Source organism: Paraburkholderia sp. UCT70 (genome assembly GCF_050434085.1).
In the GTDB taxonomy this organism is placed as follows: domain Bacteria; phylum Pseudomonadota; class Gammaproteobacteria; order Burkholderiales; family Burkholderiaceae; genus Paraburkholderia; species Paraburkholderia tuberum.
In genome coordinates this window covers 586,810-601,212 of record NZ_JBNPVZ010000002.1, presented here as the reverse complement: position 1 = coordinate 601,212, position 14,403 = coordinate 586,810, and the positions used below count along the sequence as shown (strand labels likewise).

Genomic DNA, 14,403 nt, shown 5'->3' with positions numbered 1-14,403 from the left:
TATAGATGCCGTTTCGCGACATGCATCGTATTCGCCACCCCGGTAAATGGGACATGCGAAAGTCACTTGAATGAAGGGCGGCACGCTGCCTGCACGATTTATTCCCGCTGCTGGGCACCGTTCATGCTGCATCCGCGAATCGGGACTCCCATTGACCTTATCGGCGGATTATTGCGCTCCTATGAACTCCCCGACTTTCTCCTGTCGCGCGGCACGCGGCGCGGCCTCGCTGGCGCTCCTCGGCGCCGCGCTGTTGGCCTCGAGCCCGCGCAGCTTCGCGCAGATTCCCCAGCCGCGCGGCTCTTCGCAAATGGAAAGCCGCTCGTCCGCGATGGGTTCGACGCCCGAACCGGCTGCTTCGGCGGTTCATGAATCGCAAAAACCTCAGTCGAAAGACAGCGGGCAGGGTAGCGCGCGCGGCAAAACCACCGGTCAAGGACAAAAACCCGAAGGGGCTGGCGGATTTAACAATGGCCTGTATGGGACCGGCGCGGGCAGCAATAATTGAGGTTCTGGAATCTCGATAACTGGTTTGTTAATTGTCGACGCCGATCAATTCGCGCGGTGCCGCGGAATTGCGTTGTAGCGTAAAGAATTCGTTTCATCGCGCGTACATGCCGCTTGCATTTCCTTCGGCATTAGTATTTTTTACGCGGCCGTTTATCGCTCGGCAAAACGGGGTTCGAAACGGGTTCGGCATAGAGCCGGTTTGCGCCCGTGCCGACGCTGCACAGTGTGAAAACAACCCTCATAATGCGGTCATTCGACGAACCCCAACTCTCGCCCCCATGACCCAAGTTCAAGCAAGCCAGTCGCCCCGCCTGACGAGCCTGTCGCACGGCGGCGGCTGCGGCTGCAAGATCGCGCCCGGCCTGCTCGCCGATCTGCTCAAGCGCAGCGCGCCGCTGCCATTCTTCCCCGATCTGCTGGTCGGCAACGACACCGCCGACGACGCCGCCGTCTACAAGCTCAACGAAGACCAGGCGATCGTCGCGACCACCGATTTCTTCATGCCGATCGTCGACGATCCATTCGACTTCGGCCGCATCGCCGCGACCAACGCGATCTCCGACGTCTACGCGATGGGCGGCAAGCCGATCATGGCGCTCGCGATCGTCGGCATGCCGATCAACGTGCTGCCGCACGACGTGATCGCGGCCGTGCTGAAAGGCGGCGAATCGGTCTGCGCGGAAGCAGGCATCCCGGTCGCGGGCGGCCATTCGATCGATTCGGTCGAGCCGATTTACGGCCTCGTCGCGCTGGGCATCGTCGATCCGAAGCGCATCAAGCGCAACGCGGGCGGCCAGGCCGGAGACGTGCTGATCCTCGGCAAGCCGCTCGGCGTCGGGATTCTGTCCGCGGCACTGAAGAAAGACCGGCTCGACGAGGCCGGCTACGCGGCAATGATCGGCGCAACCACCAAGCTGAACCGGCCGGGCGCCGAGCTGGCGCGGCTCGACGGCGTGCATGCGCTAACCGACATCACCGGCTTCGGCCTGCTCGGCCACACGCTGGAACTCGCGCGCGGCTCGAAGCTGACCGCGCGCGTGCGCTACGCGGACCTGCCGTGGCTGCCGAACGTCGCGAGCCTCGCGCAAGCAGGCATTTTCACCGGCGCATCGGGCCGCAACTGGGATGCCTACGGCCACGACGTGGTGCTGCCCGCCACCTTGCCGTCCGTCGGCCGCGCGTTGTTGACCGATCCGCAGACGTCGGGCGGGCTGCTGGTGTCGTGCTCGCCCGAAGCGGTAGACGAAGTGCTCGCGCTGTTCCGCGCCGATGGCTTTGCCGACGCACGGGTGATCGGCGAGCTGGTGAGCGGGGAAGCGCGGGTCGAAGTCATCTGAGGTAGGTGGCCGAAGGACGTCACTGGAGAACCCCGGGAAGGACGCATATAACCGGCCCGAACGAGCCGCCCATGCGATAATTTCTGTCTTCCCGCGGTCCGTTTTGTCCCTACTCCCTTGAAAAGTCTTCTAGTCAGCCTCGACAAAGCCGGCGATTTCGATGAAATCGTCGACGTTCGCACTCCGCTCGAGTTCGAGGAAGACCATATTCCGGGCGCGACCAACGCGCCAGTGCTGAGCAACGAGGAACGCGTGCTGGTCGGCACGACCTACAAGCAGGTGTCGCCGTTCGAGGGCACGCGGCTCGGCGCGGCGTTAGTCGCGCGCAACATCGCGCATCATCTGGAAACCACGTTCGCCGACCGGCCGCGCAACTGGCGCCCGCTGATCTACTGCTGGCGCGGCGGCAAGCGTTCGGGCTCGGTCACGACGCTGTTCAACATGATCGGCTGGTCGGCGCGGCAACTCGACGGCGGCTACAAGAGCTACCGGCGCGCCACGCTGGAGAGGCTCGAAACCCTGCCGCGCCGTTTCAGCTATATCGCGCTCGTCGGCCCGACCGGCAGCGGCAAGACGCGGCTGCTGTCGGCGCTGCATGAGGCCGGCGCGCAAACGCTCGACCTCGAGGCGCTCGCCTCGCATCGCGGCTCGTTGCTCGGCGCGTATGCGGGCGTGGCGCAGCCGTCGCAAAAGCGTTTCGACACGCTGCTCGTCACCGCGCTGCGCGACTTCGACGTGAACCGGCCGGTGTTCGTCGAGGCGGAAAGCCGGCGCATCGGCTCCGTCACGCTGCCGCTTGCGCTGCTCGAAACGTTTCATCGCGGCGCGTGCGTCGAGGTGCGCTCGAGCAGCGAGGACCGCGCGGCGTTTCTGCTGCAGGATTACGCGCATCTGTTCGAGCATCCCGATTACTTCAAAGGACAGCTGGAACGGTTGATCGGTCTGCACAGCCGCGAGCGGATCACGGGCTGGCTGCGGCTCGTCGACGAGAACCGGCGCGCCGAGCTCGCGCGCGAACTGATCGAACGGCACTACGATCCCGCATACGCGCGCAGCAGCGGCCAGCATTTCGAGCAGTTGCCGGACGCGCTGCAACTCGATTTCCGCCCGAACGACGCCGACATCGTCGAGCAGGCAAAAATGCTGCTCGCGCAGCTCGATACCCGCACGCTAGTCGTCGGTTGATCCACAACGACATTCAACAACAATCATGCAATCAACCCTTCGGCAACCCCGCGTCCCGCTTGGCTGGATCGTATTTCTGCTGATCGCCGTCGTCGGCCTCTTCTATGTGAAGTGGTTTCCGTACTACAACCGCGCGTTCGTCGCCGCGAGCCAGCATTCGATCGGCAAGTCGATCCTGATGGGCACGTCCACGAGCGCGCCGGCGGCCTCATGGCAGGCCGCGATCGACTTCGCGCTCGCTTACGGCAAGGCAATCTGGCAGGCGATGGTGCTCGGCCTGCTGCTCGGCTCCGCGGTACAGGCGCTGATTCCGCCGCAATGGGTCGCGCGCGCGCTCGGCCGTGCCGACTTCAACAGCGTCGTCAAAGGCGGCCTGATGTCGTTGCCGGGCATGATGTGCACCTGCTGCGCGGCGCCCGTCGTCGCGGGCCTGCGCGCGCGTGAAGCGGCGCCGGGCGCGGCGATTGCTTTTTGGCTCGGTAATACCGCGCTGAATCCCGCTACGCTGATCTTCATGGGCTTCGTGCTCGGCTGGCAGTGGATGGGCCTGCGCCTCGCGCTCGGCATCCTGATGGTGTTCGGCCTTGGCTACGTCGTGAACCGCATGGTTACGCCGCAGGAAGCGCAAGCGTCGCGAGAGGCCGTCGCGCAACTGGTCAGCGCCGACAATCCAGGCACCGCGTTCTCGCGCTGGATCACGATTCTGGGGCGCATGACGCTGCGGCTCGTGCCGGAATACATCGCGCTCGTGCTGATTCTCGGCGCGGCGCGCGCGTGGCTGTTTCCGCACATCGGCCCGGACGTCGACAACAGCCTGCTGTGGATCATCGCGCTGTCGATCGCCGGCACGCTGTTCGTGATTCCGACCGCGGGTGAAGTGCCGATCATTCAGGCGATGCTGTCGTTCGGCATGGCCGCCGGCCCCGCCGGCGCGCTGCTGATGACGCTGCCGCTCGTCAGCGTGCCGTCGCTCGCGATGCTCGCGCGGTCGTTTCCGCGGCGCGTGCTGACGGTGGTGGCCTGTGCAGTGGTGGTGTGCGGTGTCGTCAGTGGATTGCTGGCCGTTACGCTGGGCTTCTGAGTCGGTTTTTGAGTTCGAGTCGTAGAAGAAGGAAGCATGAAACGTATTGCCGCATTCGCTGTCACGTGTTGGTCCGCTGCCGGGCTGCTGTACCTTGGACAGCACTCGGTGGCGCTGATCGCACTGAGCGGCGTCGTGGCGTTCGCGGGGTTCGATCTGCTGCGGCCGTGACGGCGGCGTAGTTTTTCCCTGCTGCGAAAGTGCGCTCGTCCCTTGCGCTCGCCGTATCGTTCGCGTCCGCCTGCGCCTAATCGGGAAGCGCGTCGCGAATCGCCGCGAGCCACAATGCGACCGCATGCGCGCCCGGGTCCATATGACCGAGCGCGCGCTCGCCAATATAGCTCGAACGCCCGCGCCGCGGATGCATCGATGCGGTACGAGAAGTGCCATCGCATGCCGCCTCGACGGTGGCCCGCAATGCGGCATCCGTCGACGCTCCCTGAGCGAGTGCGTCGTGCAGCGCGTCGGCAGCGGGCCTCAGCGCATCGACCATCGTCCGATCGCCCGGCCTCGCGCCCCCCAGTTCCATCAACCCATCGACACCGGCGCTGAACGCCGTCGCCCATTGCCGTGCGGTGGTCCCGCCCGACTGTTCGAGCGCGGCCGCCGCGCGCAGCAGCATCACCGCGTACAGCGGACCCGACGTGCCGCCCACCACGCGCCGCAGCGTCGCCGACATGCCGCGCAATACCGCGCCCGGGGTGGTTGCTGACGCATAGGAATCGAGCTCGAGCTGCACCGCGCGTGCGCCGCGCGCGAGGCTGATGCCGAGGTCGCCGTCGCCGACGCGCTGGTCCATTTCGGTCAATGTCGGCTCGGCTGCCAGCAGGCACTCGCAGACCGCTTCGATCGCGCGCCGCAGCGTCGCGTCACGCGCGAGCGTCGCGCCGCTCGCGCTTTGCGGCGCGGGTGGCGCCGCACGCACCGCGATCTGCGCGACGCGGCCGCTCAGCGCAGGCCATGCGCTCGTCTGTGAGGCGGCGTCGAGCAGGCTCAGCCGTTCGTCATCGATACGCAGCAGCGTCAGCGAGACGCCGGCCATTTCGAGCGCGCTCAGGAATGTGCCGGCCCACGCGCGCGCGACTTCGATGCCGCGCCCGGCAAGCTCGCGCAGCGCGGCACCAGCCACCACGTTGAGTTCGCTCGGCGGCGTGCCACCCAGATTGTTGACGAGCAGCGCGACGCGCTCGCCCGCCTGCAACGCGAGATCGTCGACGATCTTTGCAAGCAGCTTGCCGACGATCGCGTCGGCCGGCTCCAGCGCGCCGCGCGCCACGCCGGGTTCGCCATGAATGCCGAGGCCCCATTCGATTTCGCCATCGCCCAGAGCGAAGCCCGGCTTGCCCGCGGCCCGCACCGTGCACGGCGCCAGCGCGACGCCCATCGTGCCGAGCGACGCGGCCGCTTCCCGAGCGAGCCGCGCGACCTCGGCCAACGGCAAACCGCGCGCGGCCGCCGCGCCCGCGATCTTGTGAACCAACACTGTGCCCGCGAGTCCGCGACGGCCCGCGTGATCGCCGCTCGCGCTCAACGCGACGTCGTCGGCGACGATCATCATCTCAACGAGGATGCCCTCGGCGCGCGCGATTTCGGCCGCGAGGCCGAAGTTGAAGCGGTCGCCCGTGTAGTTCTTGACGATCAGCAACGCGCCCGCGGGGCCGGCCACGGCGCGTATCGCGTCGAGCACGGCGTCGGTGGAGGGCGAGGTGAAGATCTCGCCGGCCACCGCCGCGCTCAGCATGCCGTGGCCCACATAGCCGCCGTGCGCGGGCTCGTGGCCCGAGCCGCCGCCCGAGATCAGCGCGACCTCGCCGCGCGCGGCCACGGCCTGGGCATCGGCACGCAAGACGATCGTGCCGCCTTGCAACAGCGAGAGTTCGGGATTGAGCGCGATGAGCCCGTCGAGCATATCGGGGACCACGGTGGACACATCGTTGATGAGCTTCTTCATTGCGTCAGCTCCGTTGGATGCTGCTGGCATCGCATGATCGAAGACGCGATGGGAACGGCAGTCGGGTCGGCGGCGAAAGCGGAAGGTCTAACTGTATCGCGCATTGTCGAACGACGACGCAACAGCGAGAGAGCGCGCATGAATGTGCACGAGCCACGAGCGGACAACGAAAACGAAGGGGACGTGATGCCGAACGGCGAAACTGAGGGAACGGCTGGATGGATTTGACAGGGACGTAGACGAAAGCGGAACCGCTTTCGTCTACGTCACAGATGCGTTGGTAGGCTCGATTGGATTCGAACCAACGACCCCCACCATGTCAAGGTGGTGCTCTAACCAACTGAGCTACGAGCCTTTAGAGGCGCGAATTATAGAGACTCCATGCGGACTGCACAAGCCCTTGCCGCGATTTATCGAAACGCATGCATGTTGATCAGTTCGTCGCGGTCCATTCGGTGTGAGGGTCCAATGGATAAACCGGCCGCTTCACGTGCTCGAAGCTGAACAGACCATAGTCCGAACTCGTGACGCCGCGGCTATCGCATTCGACGAGTGCCTCCGCGATCGGCACGAAAACCGGCCGGCAATACATGCGTGATTTGAGCAGCAGAAAACGCGCGCGGCGCGGATCGATGCCGACGCTCTCGAACACGCCGAGATCCCACGGCTCATGCGTTCGTTCGGTCACGACGAGTTTCACCGTGCCGGTGTCGAGCACTGCCGCGCGCCCCATGTACGCGCGCTGGCCGGTGTAGGTCGGGCCGCTGATCACGTATTCGCCGTCGGTCAGCGCGCGCACGACGCCGGTCATGGCAAGCGGCGAACGCGAGGGCAATGCATCGTTTGTGAGCTTGTTGCCGATCGCGAGCGTGACCGTGCTACCGACACCCGAGGCCGCCAGGGCCGCGACCGCCTGCGGATCGCACAACGGCCCGCTGACGATGCCTTCGAGGCCCTGCCTCAACGCTTCCTCGAGCAAATCCATCGTGTCGCACGTGCCGCCCGACATGCAGTTGTCGCCGTGATCGAGCATTAGCACCGGTTTATCGGCGGCGCGTGCCAGCGACGCCGCCCGCGCGACCGATTCGGCAAGCGGCGCGCTGCGATAGACGAAATCGTCGCGCTCGTCCCAGATCTGCCGCGCGATGCGCTCGGCGACCGCCTCCGCATCCGCGCGCTCGCCATTGCCCACGACGACGACGCTAATGCATGGCGCTTCGATATCGGCGAGCGAGAAGCCCGCCAGCACCGACACCGCGAGCATGCCGTCGGCCTCAGCGGCGCGCGCGGCATCGAGCGCGCGTTTCATCGCGCCGTCAACGCTCGCGCTGCGCAGCGTGTGCGTGAGCAGCGGCGGCTGACGCCACGCGATCACCGGCTTCGCGTGGCCCTCGATCATGTCGAACAGCAAGCGCGCAGCATGTGCGCCAGTCTCGTACATGTCGACGTGCGGATAGGTCTTGAAGCTGACGATGACGTCGGCGTTGTCGATCATTCTTTGCGTGACGTTGCCATGCAGATCGAGCGCGACCGCGATCGGCGCGTGCGGCAGCGACGCACGCACGCGACTGAGCAGATCGCCTTCACCGTCGGTCGAGTTCTCGGCGACCATCGCGCCGTGCAGATCGAGCATCACCGCGTCGCAGCCCGTCGCGGCTGCCACGATCGCGTCGCAGATCGCATCGTAGGCGGCGGCGTCGACCGGCCCGCTCGGATTCGCCATGGCGGAGATCGGCGTCACGATTTCGGCATGCACGCGCTCGGCGGCGTCGATGAACGCGGCCATCGCGGTTTGCATGCCCTTGTTTTCGTCGAACGCGGCGCGGCCGTAGCTCGGACCGTTGCGGCCGAATGCGGCCAGCGGGGTCTCTACTGGCGAGAACGTGTTGGTCTCGTGGTTCATTCGTGCGATCAGGATCTTCATGCGCGCATGCTCCCCGTTCTCGACGCCGCGCTCGGCATCACCTGCAGCAGCATATTGCAGCCGGCTTGCAGATGATCGGCGCGCGCGTCCTCGATTTCATTGTGGCTGATGCCGTCCTTGCAGGGAACGAAGATCATCGCGCTGGGTGCGACGCGCGCGAGATAGGCGGCGTCGTGGCCCGCGCCGCTGATCACGTCCATCGACGACACACCGAGCCGCTCCGCGCTCTGCCTGACCTCGGCGATCCATTGCGCGGCGAATGGCTGCGGCGGGAAGTAGACGACCTGCTCGATGTCGATGGTGATGGGGGCGTCCAAGCTGCCGCTCGCGCTGGTGGCGGCGGCGTCCGGCTTGCTGGCCGAGGTTGTTCCAATCGTCATGATAGAGAGGTTTCGCCGAGGTAGATGGCCGGACGAGCGCGAGGTGGCAATGCGGCGCGACGCCGTTCCGTGGGCAAGCATAGGAAGCAAAGCCGCTGGATTCGTGGGGAGTGAACGGCGCATCGCGGGCGATGTAGGTGCCAATTCGCTCGACGACGGCCGCCGCGACGTGCCGGCAATCTGCGTGCAAGTGGCCGTCAGCAAACGTTTTCGTCGAAGGAAGTGGCTAAAACGCAATGAAGGCTCAACCTTTTGCTAAGCGCGCCGTTATTGCATGTGCTCAGGCAAACCCCTCGGATCTCCATGGCACAACCAATTCCTTTCCGCAACACTGGCGCCGCCCGCGCGCGGCATGCCAAAGCCATGCTGTTGCCCATCGCGCGCCAGATCGCCGACGATCTCGCGTTGCGAGTTCATCTGTCGCTCGACGCACTGCGCCGCGGCCGCGGTACGAAGAGCGATGCGCAGACGGTCACGCAGATCATGCTGTTGACCAGCTACCTCGCTGATGCCGGCTTTGGCTCGATGAGCCACGAAGAGCTCCACGCCGCGAACCGCGCCTCGGCGATGGTGTTCGACGGAGGTCGGGAACGCAACGAATGGAAGCTGGACGAAGCGGGATTCGCGCTCTTTGCATCGATCGCAACGAGCTACGATCGGCAGCTGCATCGCGCTCCGCTTTGGGCGATTACGGAGGCCAGCGAAAGACTCGACCGCTTTATCGCAGGGGGATCCGATCGAGCGCCGGCGCGTAAGCGGGCTTAGCGTGTTTGGAGGAGGTGCTGGCCGGCCGAGCCAGAAGGACACGGATTTTGGACGACCGCGTCGGAAGTCGCAGGGTTACGCGGATGCGTCGCGGATCGGAAAGTAGTGAAGCGCGCAGTATCCATCAGCGCAACCCGTCAGAAGTTGGAATTTAGTACGAGACCAACAACGCTGCGAGAGATCAGGACGAGGTGAGCGAGATCCCGCTGCGGCAGTGCGACGGCTCGCTGGATGTCAGAACGCGTAACCTTGATCGTGCCAGTAGTGCCAGTCAGCGACGGCGAGTCGTGTCGGTTTATCGCTGTTCACGGGGGTGATCTGAGCCAGGGGTGCCACCACCTCACGTTGGCCCCACCGAACCCGGACGAAGATGCCAACCCGACACAGGTCTTCATGAGCGAGTCCGGTGACCGAGACGTGTTCACTCGGGTGCAGCGGTGAAGAGGCCATTGCCTGGCGAACGCCGGCCTCGAATGGAAACGAGAGCTGTTCTTCCAGATAGCAGTACCACGACATCGCCCGCTCTTCCTCGGTATAGGCGTCGACCACCACTTCCATCTCAATGCGATGTTCACGTTTTGCGTCGATCCTGGGCTTGGCCATGATGTTGTCTTCCGACCGGTGTTGATAGGGGCTATAGATCGACGATACGCCGCAGCAGGCCGTAGGAAACGCGCCAGTGCCCCTCGGAATCTGTCACGGCAATCGAGGCCGTTTTCGAGTTGAGTCTGACGATGGTGCCGACACGCTCGCTCAGGTGTTTGTCCGTGAAACCGACGGTGTCGCCGACGAAGAACTCTTCGCGTTGTGCGCGCGGTGGCGGTGCCGGTTCAGGATGAATCGGGGCTGCGCTATCGGCAATGATCGCCGCGTACGGTAGCGCCCAGCGGCGCCGGCTCGCATTGTCCTGAACGACCGCCTGTGTTTGCCGAAGCTCAACGACGGTTCCCTGCAATGGAGGGGCCAGCGGGTTGTCGGCGATATAACTGATAGCCATGCCGAGGTGCAGGCGCTGCCGTACTTCCAGAATGCGTCGGGGATCATCGAGCATTTTTCCGACGGCGAGATAAAGGCGATAGAGTTCGGCGCTGGGCGCCTGCCGAAGTGAGTCGAGAATGTCCATGAATGTGAGGGCGTTTAACGGGCGAGCGGCAACAGTTCGTGCACGCGATTGACAGGATGCGACGGCAGCTTCTCGAGCGTGTCCTTGAGCCATGCGTACGGCTCGAAACCGTTCAGGCGAGCCGTGCCGAGCAGCGAATACATCGTGGCGGTCGCGCGGGCGCCGCGCGGCGAGCCCGCGAACAGCCAGTTCGCCCTTCCGAGGGCAATGGGTCTGATTTGCCGCTCGAGCGCGTTGTTGTCCGGCAGCAGGATGCCGCTCTCAGTGTAGCGAACGAGCGCCGGCCAGTGACGTAACGCATAGCCGAAGGCCTTTGCAAGCGGCGCCTGAGCCGGCAAGCCGATGACGTTGCCTTCCAGCCATTGCTGGAACAGCGCAAGTAGCGGCAGTGCTTCAGTTTGCCGCGCCGCATATTTGAGGTCAGGCGTCTGGTCCTTGATCCGCGACTCGATCGCATACAACTGCGCGATCCACTGCAGCGCCTGCGCGGCAAGTCCTGGTTTGCTTTGCACCTTCGCGATTTCGAAGAAGCGTCGGCGGCAATGGGCCCAACATCCGACCTCGACGATGGCGCCGGTTTCGTAGAGCGCGTCATGTCCGCTGTATGCGTCGGCCTGCAGATAGCCTTTGTACCTTTGCAGGTACCGTAGCGGATGCGAACCCGCGCGCCACTCAGCGAACTCGAACACGACCGCCCGCGGATGGTCGACCCAGATGCCGTTCTTCTCACGTTGGCCGGCGCCCAGGTATCCCCATAATCGCGCGGTGCGTGTGGCCTTGCGACCCTTCTCGAGCAATGGCAATGACGTGTCCACGTGCATGCGAGGCGCCTGCAACTGGTGAGCCCGTAGCGGTGGCAGCAGCACTTCGAGCAGTTCGGCTGCCGCCAGCTTCCATTCGCACAACGTTGCGCGGGGCAGGTGCACACCACGTCGTGCATAGCGCATCTCCTGCCGGTTCAATGGCAGATGATCGACGTAGGTGTTGGCCAGGATGTTAGCCAGCAGGCTCGCGCTCGCGTTGCTCTTCGGCAGCGGCGACGGCTGGGCGCTGGCCGTCACGATGGTCGACTCGCCAACCTTCTTTGCCGCGTACCTGAAGCGGATATGCTCAATGACGGTGAGCCTGGATGGCTCGTAGTGCAGCGTCTCGCTGCGCTCTTCGCCGTTGCGTTCGAGCGAATCGAATGCCGCCTTCTGTTCGTCGCTCAGATCGTATTCAATGCGCGTGCGCGGCAGGTCCTTCGGCAGGGCCGGACGTCCCTTGCGGGTGTGGCCCGTGACCGGAACCTCGGCGGGCTCGGGCGGAACGGGTAACTCCCTCGCGGCATCGAACAGCTCCGCCTGGCCCGCCGGCCGCTCGGAACTCGCCCCGAAGCGAGCGCGGTTCGCCTGGGCAATCTGGTGTTGCAGTGTTTCCAGTTGCTCCCAAAGCACGCATGCCAGCCGGTTCTGTTCGAGCGCGAAGGCTTGCAGCGCATCGGGCTCGACCGGCAATTCCGCGACAGTGATGGCAGAGGGCGGCATGCCTGTCATGATGCCCAACTCGCGCGACGTTTACAAGATGCCGCAGCGTCGTATCTACGCAGGCGAGAGCAAAGTCAGCTCACGCGCGTCACCGCGACGGCACAATGCGGCTCGCGCGCCGGGATCTCGATGCCTTCCAGCCAGGCGCTGAGTTCAGCGAGCGTGAAGCCGCGTTGGGCGGGTGACGACGGTGATGGAAAATGTCCGTGTTCAAGCCGCTTGTACCAGAGCGCGAAACCGGTGCGATCCCAATACAGGCACTTGACCTTCGTGCGGTCCCGACCAATGAACACGAACAGATTGCCAGAAGCCGGCTTCTGGGCAAGAAGCGGTTCGACCAGATACGACAGTGTGTCGATCGACTTGCGCATGTCGACCGGATCACGGCAGATGTAGGCACGAACGTCGGCGGCGATCAGCACCGCGCACCTCCAGGCTGCCCGAGCACGAAGCGCACAATGCGCTCGGCGTGCGCGTCCGTCAGTTCGATGCGAACTCCGGCGAGTGACAGCATCACCCGATCACGCGTAGACGACGTGTCCACTGTCGGTGATGGCACCGCTGGAGGCGCCCCGATGCCCGCATGGGAAACGACGAACGCCGCGTCAACGGTGAGCGCCAGCGGACGCTCGGCTTCATGCTCCAGGCTCGACAGTCTCTTGCGCCACAGACCGAACGTACTGACGGCAAGTCCCTGCTCACGGCAGAAGCGACGCTCGCCAAGTCCGCTTCCTTTCCAAGCCATGACCATCTCTCGCCAGAACGCCTCACCCTGCCGAGGCCGTCGCGTGCCCGTCGATACAGTCTCTCCCGTGGTGTTCTCCATCGCATTGCTCCGTGGAGCGGTCTCCTGAATCGCCGGACACAGTTTCCCCCTAAAAATGGCGGGTAGGCATACGACTTTGTTTTTGACTAACAACAAAAAGAAGTGATGGAAGTGTTGACGGGACCGGAACGCCGGCGGCGGTGGTCGGCCGAAGAGAAGCTGGCGATGGTGAGAGAGAGTTTCGAGCCGGGCAAGTCGGTCTCGATGGTTGCACGCCAGCACGGCGTGAATCCGAACCAGCTGTTTCACTGGCGCACGCTGTATCAGGATGGCAGCCTGTCGGCTGTCAGTACCGGCGAGGAAGTCGTACCAGCGTCGGAGCTGAGCGATGCGCTGAAGCAAATCAGGGAACTCCAGCGACTGCTCGGCAAAAAGACAATGGAGAACGAGATTCGCCGTGAGGCGGTGGAGGTGGCGAAGTCGCGAAAATGGATTGCGCGCCCACCCTCTTTGCCGGGGGACGAGCAGTGAAGCAGGTCTGCGACGTTCTCGGTGTAGCGCGCTCAAACGTGGCGGCAAGGCTTGCACGTCCAGCCGACTGGCAGGAGGGACGCAGCGCCAGGAAGATGGACGATGCCGGGCTGGTCGAAGAAATACGGCTGACCGTCACTGACCTGCCGAGCTATGGTTATCGCCGGGTCTGGGGTATGTTGCGTCGGCAGCGGGAGAATCAGAGCGCGGCCCCCGTCAATGCCAAACGGGTGTACCGGGTAATGCGCGTTCACGGCCTCCTGCTACAGCGCAAAGCGCTCCCTCGACGCCCGCAGCGCCGGCACGATGGCAAGGTCGCGGTGGCGAAGAGCAACCAGCGCTGGTGCTCGGACGGCTTTGAGTTTCGTTGCGACAACGGTGAGCCGCTGCGTGTCACGTTCGCTCTGGATTGCTGTGACCGTGAAGCGATGAGCTGGGTGGCGACAACTGGTGGCCACAGTGGCGACGTGGTGTGCGTGACGTCATGCTGGCAGCCGTCGAGAAGCGCTTTGGCAACGTCTCGAAGGCACCGGCTGAAATTGAACGGCTGACGGACAACGGCTCAGGCTACACGGCGGAGAAAACCAGGACCTTTGCGTCTGACATTGGTTTGAAACCGTTGACCACACCGGTGTGCAGCCCGCAAAGTAACGGCATGGCAGAAAGCTTCGTGAAAACGATGAAGCGTGACTATGTCGCCTTCATGCCGAAGCCAGATGCCGCAACCGCAGCGCGCAATCTCGCCGTCGCGTTCGAGCATTACAACGAGCAACACCCTCATAGCGCGCTGAAGTACCGCTCGCCACGCGAGTTCAGGCGCAGGACCGATTCATCAACTCAAGTGTGAGGCGGTGTCCGGAGGTACAGGGGCAAATCCACTCCGTCGTTACGATGGCTACACCTTCGCACCGCGCGTACTTGCGCTCAAGACGGGGTGCGCTGACGGATACAGCGCGCAAAGTCGGCCGCGTAAGCGCAAAAACCCCACCGCGGCGGGTGGGGTTTCTGACTGGGGAGGAGCCTGACGATTACCTACTTTCACACGGGCAATCCGCACTATCATCGGCGTGGAGTCGTTTCACGGTCCTGTTCGGGATGGGAAGGGGTGGGACCGACTCGCTATGGTCATCAGGCATGACGGGTTGCTGCGTCGCAGGGTTGGAGTCAACCGGTTGCGCCACAGCCAATCGGGAAGAAGCGTAAAGGATTCGGGTGGGGGTTGTGTTGTTTCTGGCACAACACCGATCTCAACCGTGTGCGTGTTCCTGCCCCCTTCGGGGGTGGGGTCCGGGTAAGCGCTTTGCATGGGCCCGGAGTAAGTGCT

At 64.4% G+C, this 14,403-nt stretch carries 14 protein-coding genes, 1 tRNA gene, 1 rRNA gene and 2 pseudogenes; 8 read left to right on the top strand and 10 right to left on the bottom strand.

Annotation, left to right across the window (positions count from 1 at the left end; all coding sequences use genetic code 11):
* Positions 1-70 precede the first annotated feature (70 nt).
* From OKW41_RS05025 to OKW41_RS05005, 5 genes are all read left to right on the top strand, one after another.
* Entirely contained in the window at positions 71-508 is a 438-nt protein-coding gene (locus OKW41_RS05025) for a beta-xylosidase (protein ID WP_429445134.1), read from the top strand.
* Positions 509-788: 280 nt separating this feature from the next.
* Positions 789-1,847 carry a selenide, water dikinase SelD gene (gene selD, locus OKW41_RS05020; RefSeq protein ID WP_429571746.1) on the top strand — a complete coding sequence of 353 codons (1,059 nt, stop codon included), beginning with the start codon at positions 789-791 and terminating at the stop codon, positions 1,845-1,847.
* Between the two features lie 117 nt (positions 1,848-1,964).
* A complete protein-coding gene (gene mnmH, locus OKW41_RS05015; RefSeq protein ID WP_429445131.1) occupies positions 1,965-3,032 on the top strand; it encodes a tRNA 2-selenouridine(34) synthase MnmH in 1,068 nt (355 codons plus the stop codon).
* Between the two features lie 25 nt (positions 3,033-3,057).
* Positions 3,058-4,113 carry a permease gene (locus OKW41_RS05010; RefSeq protein ID WP_429571745.1) on the top strand — a complete coding sequence of 352 codons (1,056 nt, stop codon included), beginning with the start codon at positions 3,058-3,060 and terminating at the stop codon, positions 4,111-4,113.
* A 36-nt stretch (positions 4,114-4,149) separates the two neighbouring features.
* Positions 4,150-4,284 (top strand): hypothetical protein, encoded by a 135-nt coding sequence (locus tag OKW41_RS05005; protein WP_143037237.1) that lies wholly within the window; start codon positions 4,150-4,152, stop codon positions 4,282-4,284.
* Positions 4,285-4,360: 76 nt separating this feature from the next.
* On the opposite strand, the gene dhaL is transcribed toward OKW41_RS05005, so the two are convergent.
* From dhaL to OKW41_RS04985, 4 genes and pseudogenes are all read right to left on the bottom strand, one after another.
* Positions 4,361-6,064: a dihydroxyacetone kinase subunit DhaL gene (gene dhaL, locus OKW41_RS05000; protein WP_429571744.1), complete on the bottom strand. Its 1,704-nt coding sequence runs from the start codon at positions 6,062-6,064 to the stop codon at positions 4,361-4,363.
* A 278-nt stretch (positions 6,065-6,342) separates the two neighbouring features.
* Positions 6,343-6,419 (bottom strand) — tRNA-Val (locus OKW41_RS04995).
* Positions 6,420-6,497: 78 nt separating this feature from the next.
* Positions 6,498-7,988 (bottom strand): M81 family metallopeptidase, encoded by a 1,491-nt coding sequence (locus OKW41_RS04990; RefSeq protein WP_429445125.1) that lies wholly within the window; start codon positions 7,986-7,988, stop codon positions 6,498-6,500.
* Positions 7,985-8,329, bottom strand: a pseudogene (locus OKW41_RS04985) (M20/M25/M40 family metallo-hydrolase); the annotation flags it as partial. The gene OKW41_RS04990 and the pseudogene OKW41_RS04985, both read right to left, overlap by 4 nt.
* Between OKW41_RS04985 and OKW41_RS04980 the strand changes: the two are divergent.
* Together OKW41_RS04980 and OKW41_RS04975 are read left to right on the top strand one after the other, a co-directional pair.
* Positions 8,280-8,627, top strand: coding sequence for a hypothetical protein (locus OKW41_RS04980; protein WP_429573437.1), 348 nt, complete (start codon positions 8,280-8,282; stop codon positions 8,625-8,627). The pseudogene OKW41_RS04985 and the gene OKW41_RS04980 sit on opposite strands and share 50 nt — an antisense overlap.
* Positions 8,628-8,671: 44 nt before the next feature.
* On the top strand, positions 8,672-9,133 hold the full coding sequence (locus OKW41_RS04975) for a hypothetical protein (RefSeq protein ID WP_429446906.1): 462 nt from the start codon (positions 8,672-8,674) through the stop codon (positions 9,131-9,133).
* 234 nt (positions 9,134-9,367) lie between these two features.
* Here OKW41_RS04975 and OKW41_RS04970 read toward each other — a convergent pair whose 3' ends face one another.
* The 5 genes from OKW41_RS04970 to tnpA form a co-directional block, all read right to left on the bottom strand.
* Positions 9,368-9,736 carry a calcium-binding protein gene (locus OKW41_RS04970; RefSeq protein WP_429571743.1) on the bottom strand — a complete coding sequence of 123 codons (369 nt, stop codon included), beginning with the start codon at positions 9,734-9,736 and terminating at the stop codon, positions 9,368-9,370.
* A gap of 31 nt (positions 9,737-9,767) precedes the next feature.
* On the bottom strand, positions 9,768-10,256 hold the full coding sequence (locus OKW41_RS04965; protein ID WP_429445122.1) for a hypothetical protein: 489 nt from the start codon (positions 10,254-10,256) through the stop codon (positions 9,768-9,770).
* Positions 10,257-10,270: 14 nt separating this feature from the next.
* Positions 10,271-11,791, bottom strand: a complete 1,521-nt coding sequence (gene tnpC, locus OKW41_RS04960; RefSeq protein WP_429571742.1) for an IS66 family transposase — start codon at positions 11,789-11,791, stop codon at positions 10,271-10,273.
* 65 nt (positions 11,792-11,856) lie between these two features.
* A complete protein-coding gene (gene tnpB / locus OKW41_RS04955) occupies positions 11,857-12,204 on the bottom strand; it encodes an IS66 family insertion sequence element accessory protein TnpB (protein ID WP_429445115.1) in 348 nt (115 codons plus the stop codon).
* On the bottom strand, positions 12,198-12,608 hold the full coding sequence (gene tnpA, locus OKW41_RS04950; RefSeq protein WP_429445113.1) for an IS66 family insertion sequence element accessory protein TnpA: 411 nt from the start codon (positions 12,606-12,608) through the stop codon (positions 12,198-12,200). The genes tnpB and tnpA overlap by 7 nt, the downstream gene beginning before the upstream one ends.
* A 105-nt stretch (positions 12,609-12,713) precedes the next feature.
* On the opposite strand from tnpA, the pseudogene OKW41_RS04945 reads away from it, so the two are divergent.
* Positions 12,714-13,926 (top strand): annotated as a pseudogene (locus tag OKW41_RS04945) (IS3 family transposase).
* A gap of 172 nt (positions 13,927-14,098) precedes the next feature.
* On the opposite strand, the gene rrf reads toward OKW41_RS04945, so the two are convergent.
* Positions 14,099-14,212 (bottom strand): 5S ribosomal RNA (gene rrf / locus OKW41_RS04940).
* Between the last annotated feature and the right edge of the window lie 191 nt (positions 14,213-14,403).

Coding starts and splice junctions, on each gene's coding strand:
- OKW41_RS05025 (WP_429445134.1), top strand. CDS start 71: ATGAAGGGCGGCACGCTGCCTGCACGATTTATTCCCGCTGCTGGGCAC.
- selD (WP_429571746.1), top strand. CDS start 789: ATGACCCAAGTTCAAGCAAGCCAGTCGCCCCGCCTGACGAGCCTGTCG.
- OKW41_RS05010 (WP_429571745.1), top strand. CDS start 3,058: ATGCAATCAACCCTTCGGCAACCCCGCGTCCCGCTTGGCTGGATCGTA.
- OKW41_RS05005 (WP_143037237.1), top strand. CDS start 4,150: ATGAAACGTATTGCCGCATTCGCTGTCACGTGTTGGTCCGCTGCCGGG.
- dhaL (WP_429571744.1), bottom strand. CDS start 6,064: ATGAAGAAGCTCATCAACGATGTGTCCACCGTGGTCCCCGATATGCTC.
- OKW41_RS04990 (WP_429445125.1), bottom strand. CDS start 7,988: ATGAAGATCCTGATCGCACGAATGAACCACGAGACCAACACGTTCTCG.
- OKW41_RS04980 (WP_429573437.1), top strand. CDS start 8,280: ATGTCGATGGTGATGGGGGCGTCCAAGCTGCCGCTCGCGCTGGTGGCG.
- OKW41_RS04975 (WP_429446906.1), top strand. CDS start 8,672: ATGGCACAACCAATTCCTTTCCGCAACACTGGCGCCGCCCGCGCGCGG.
- OKW41_RS04970 (WP_429571743.1), bottom strand. CDS start 9,736: ATGGCCAAGCCCAGGATCGACGCAAAACGTGAACATCGCATTGAGATG.
- OKW41_RS04965 (WP_429445122.1), bottom strand. CDS start 10,256: ATGGACATTCTCGACTCACTTCGGCAGGCGCCCAGCGCCGAACTCTAT.
- tnpC (WP_429571742.1), bottom strand. CDS start 11,791: ATGACAGGCATGCCGCCCTCTGCCATCACTGTCGCGGAATTGCCGGTC.
- tnpA (WP_429445113.1), bottom strand. CDS start 12,608: ATGGAGAACACCACGGGAGAGACTGTATCGACGGGCACGCGACGGCCT.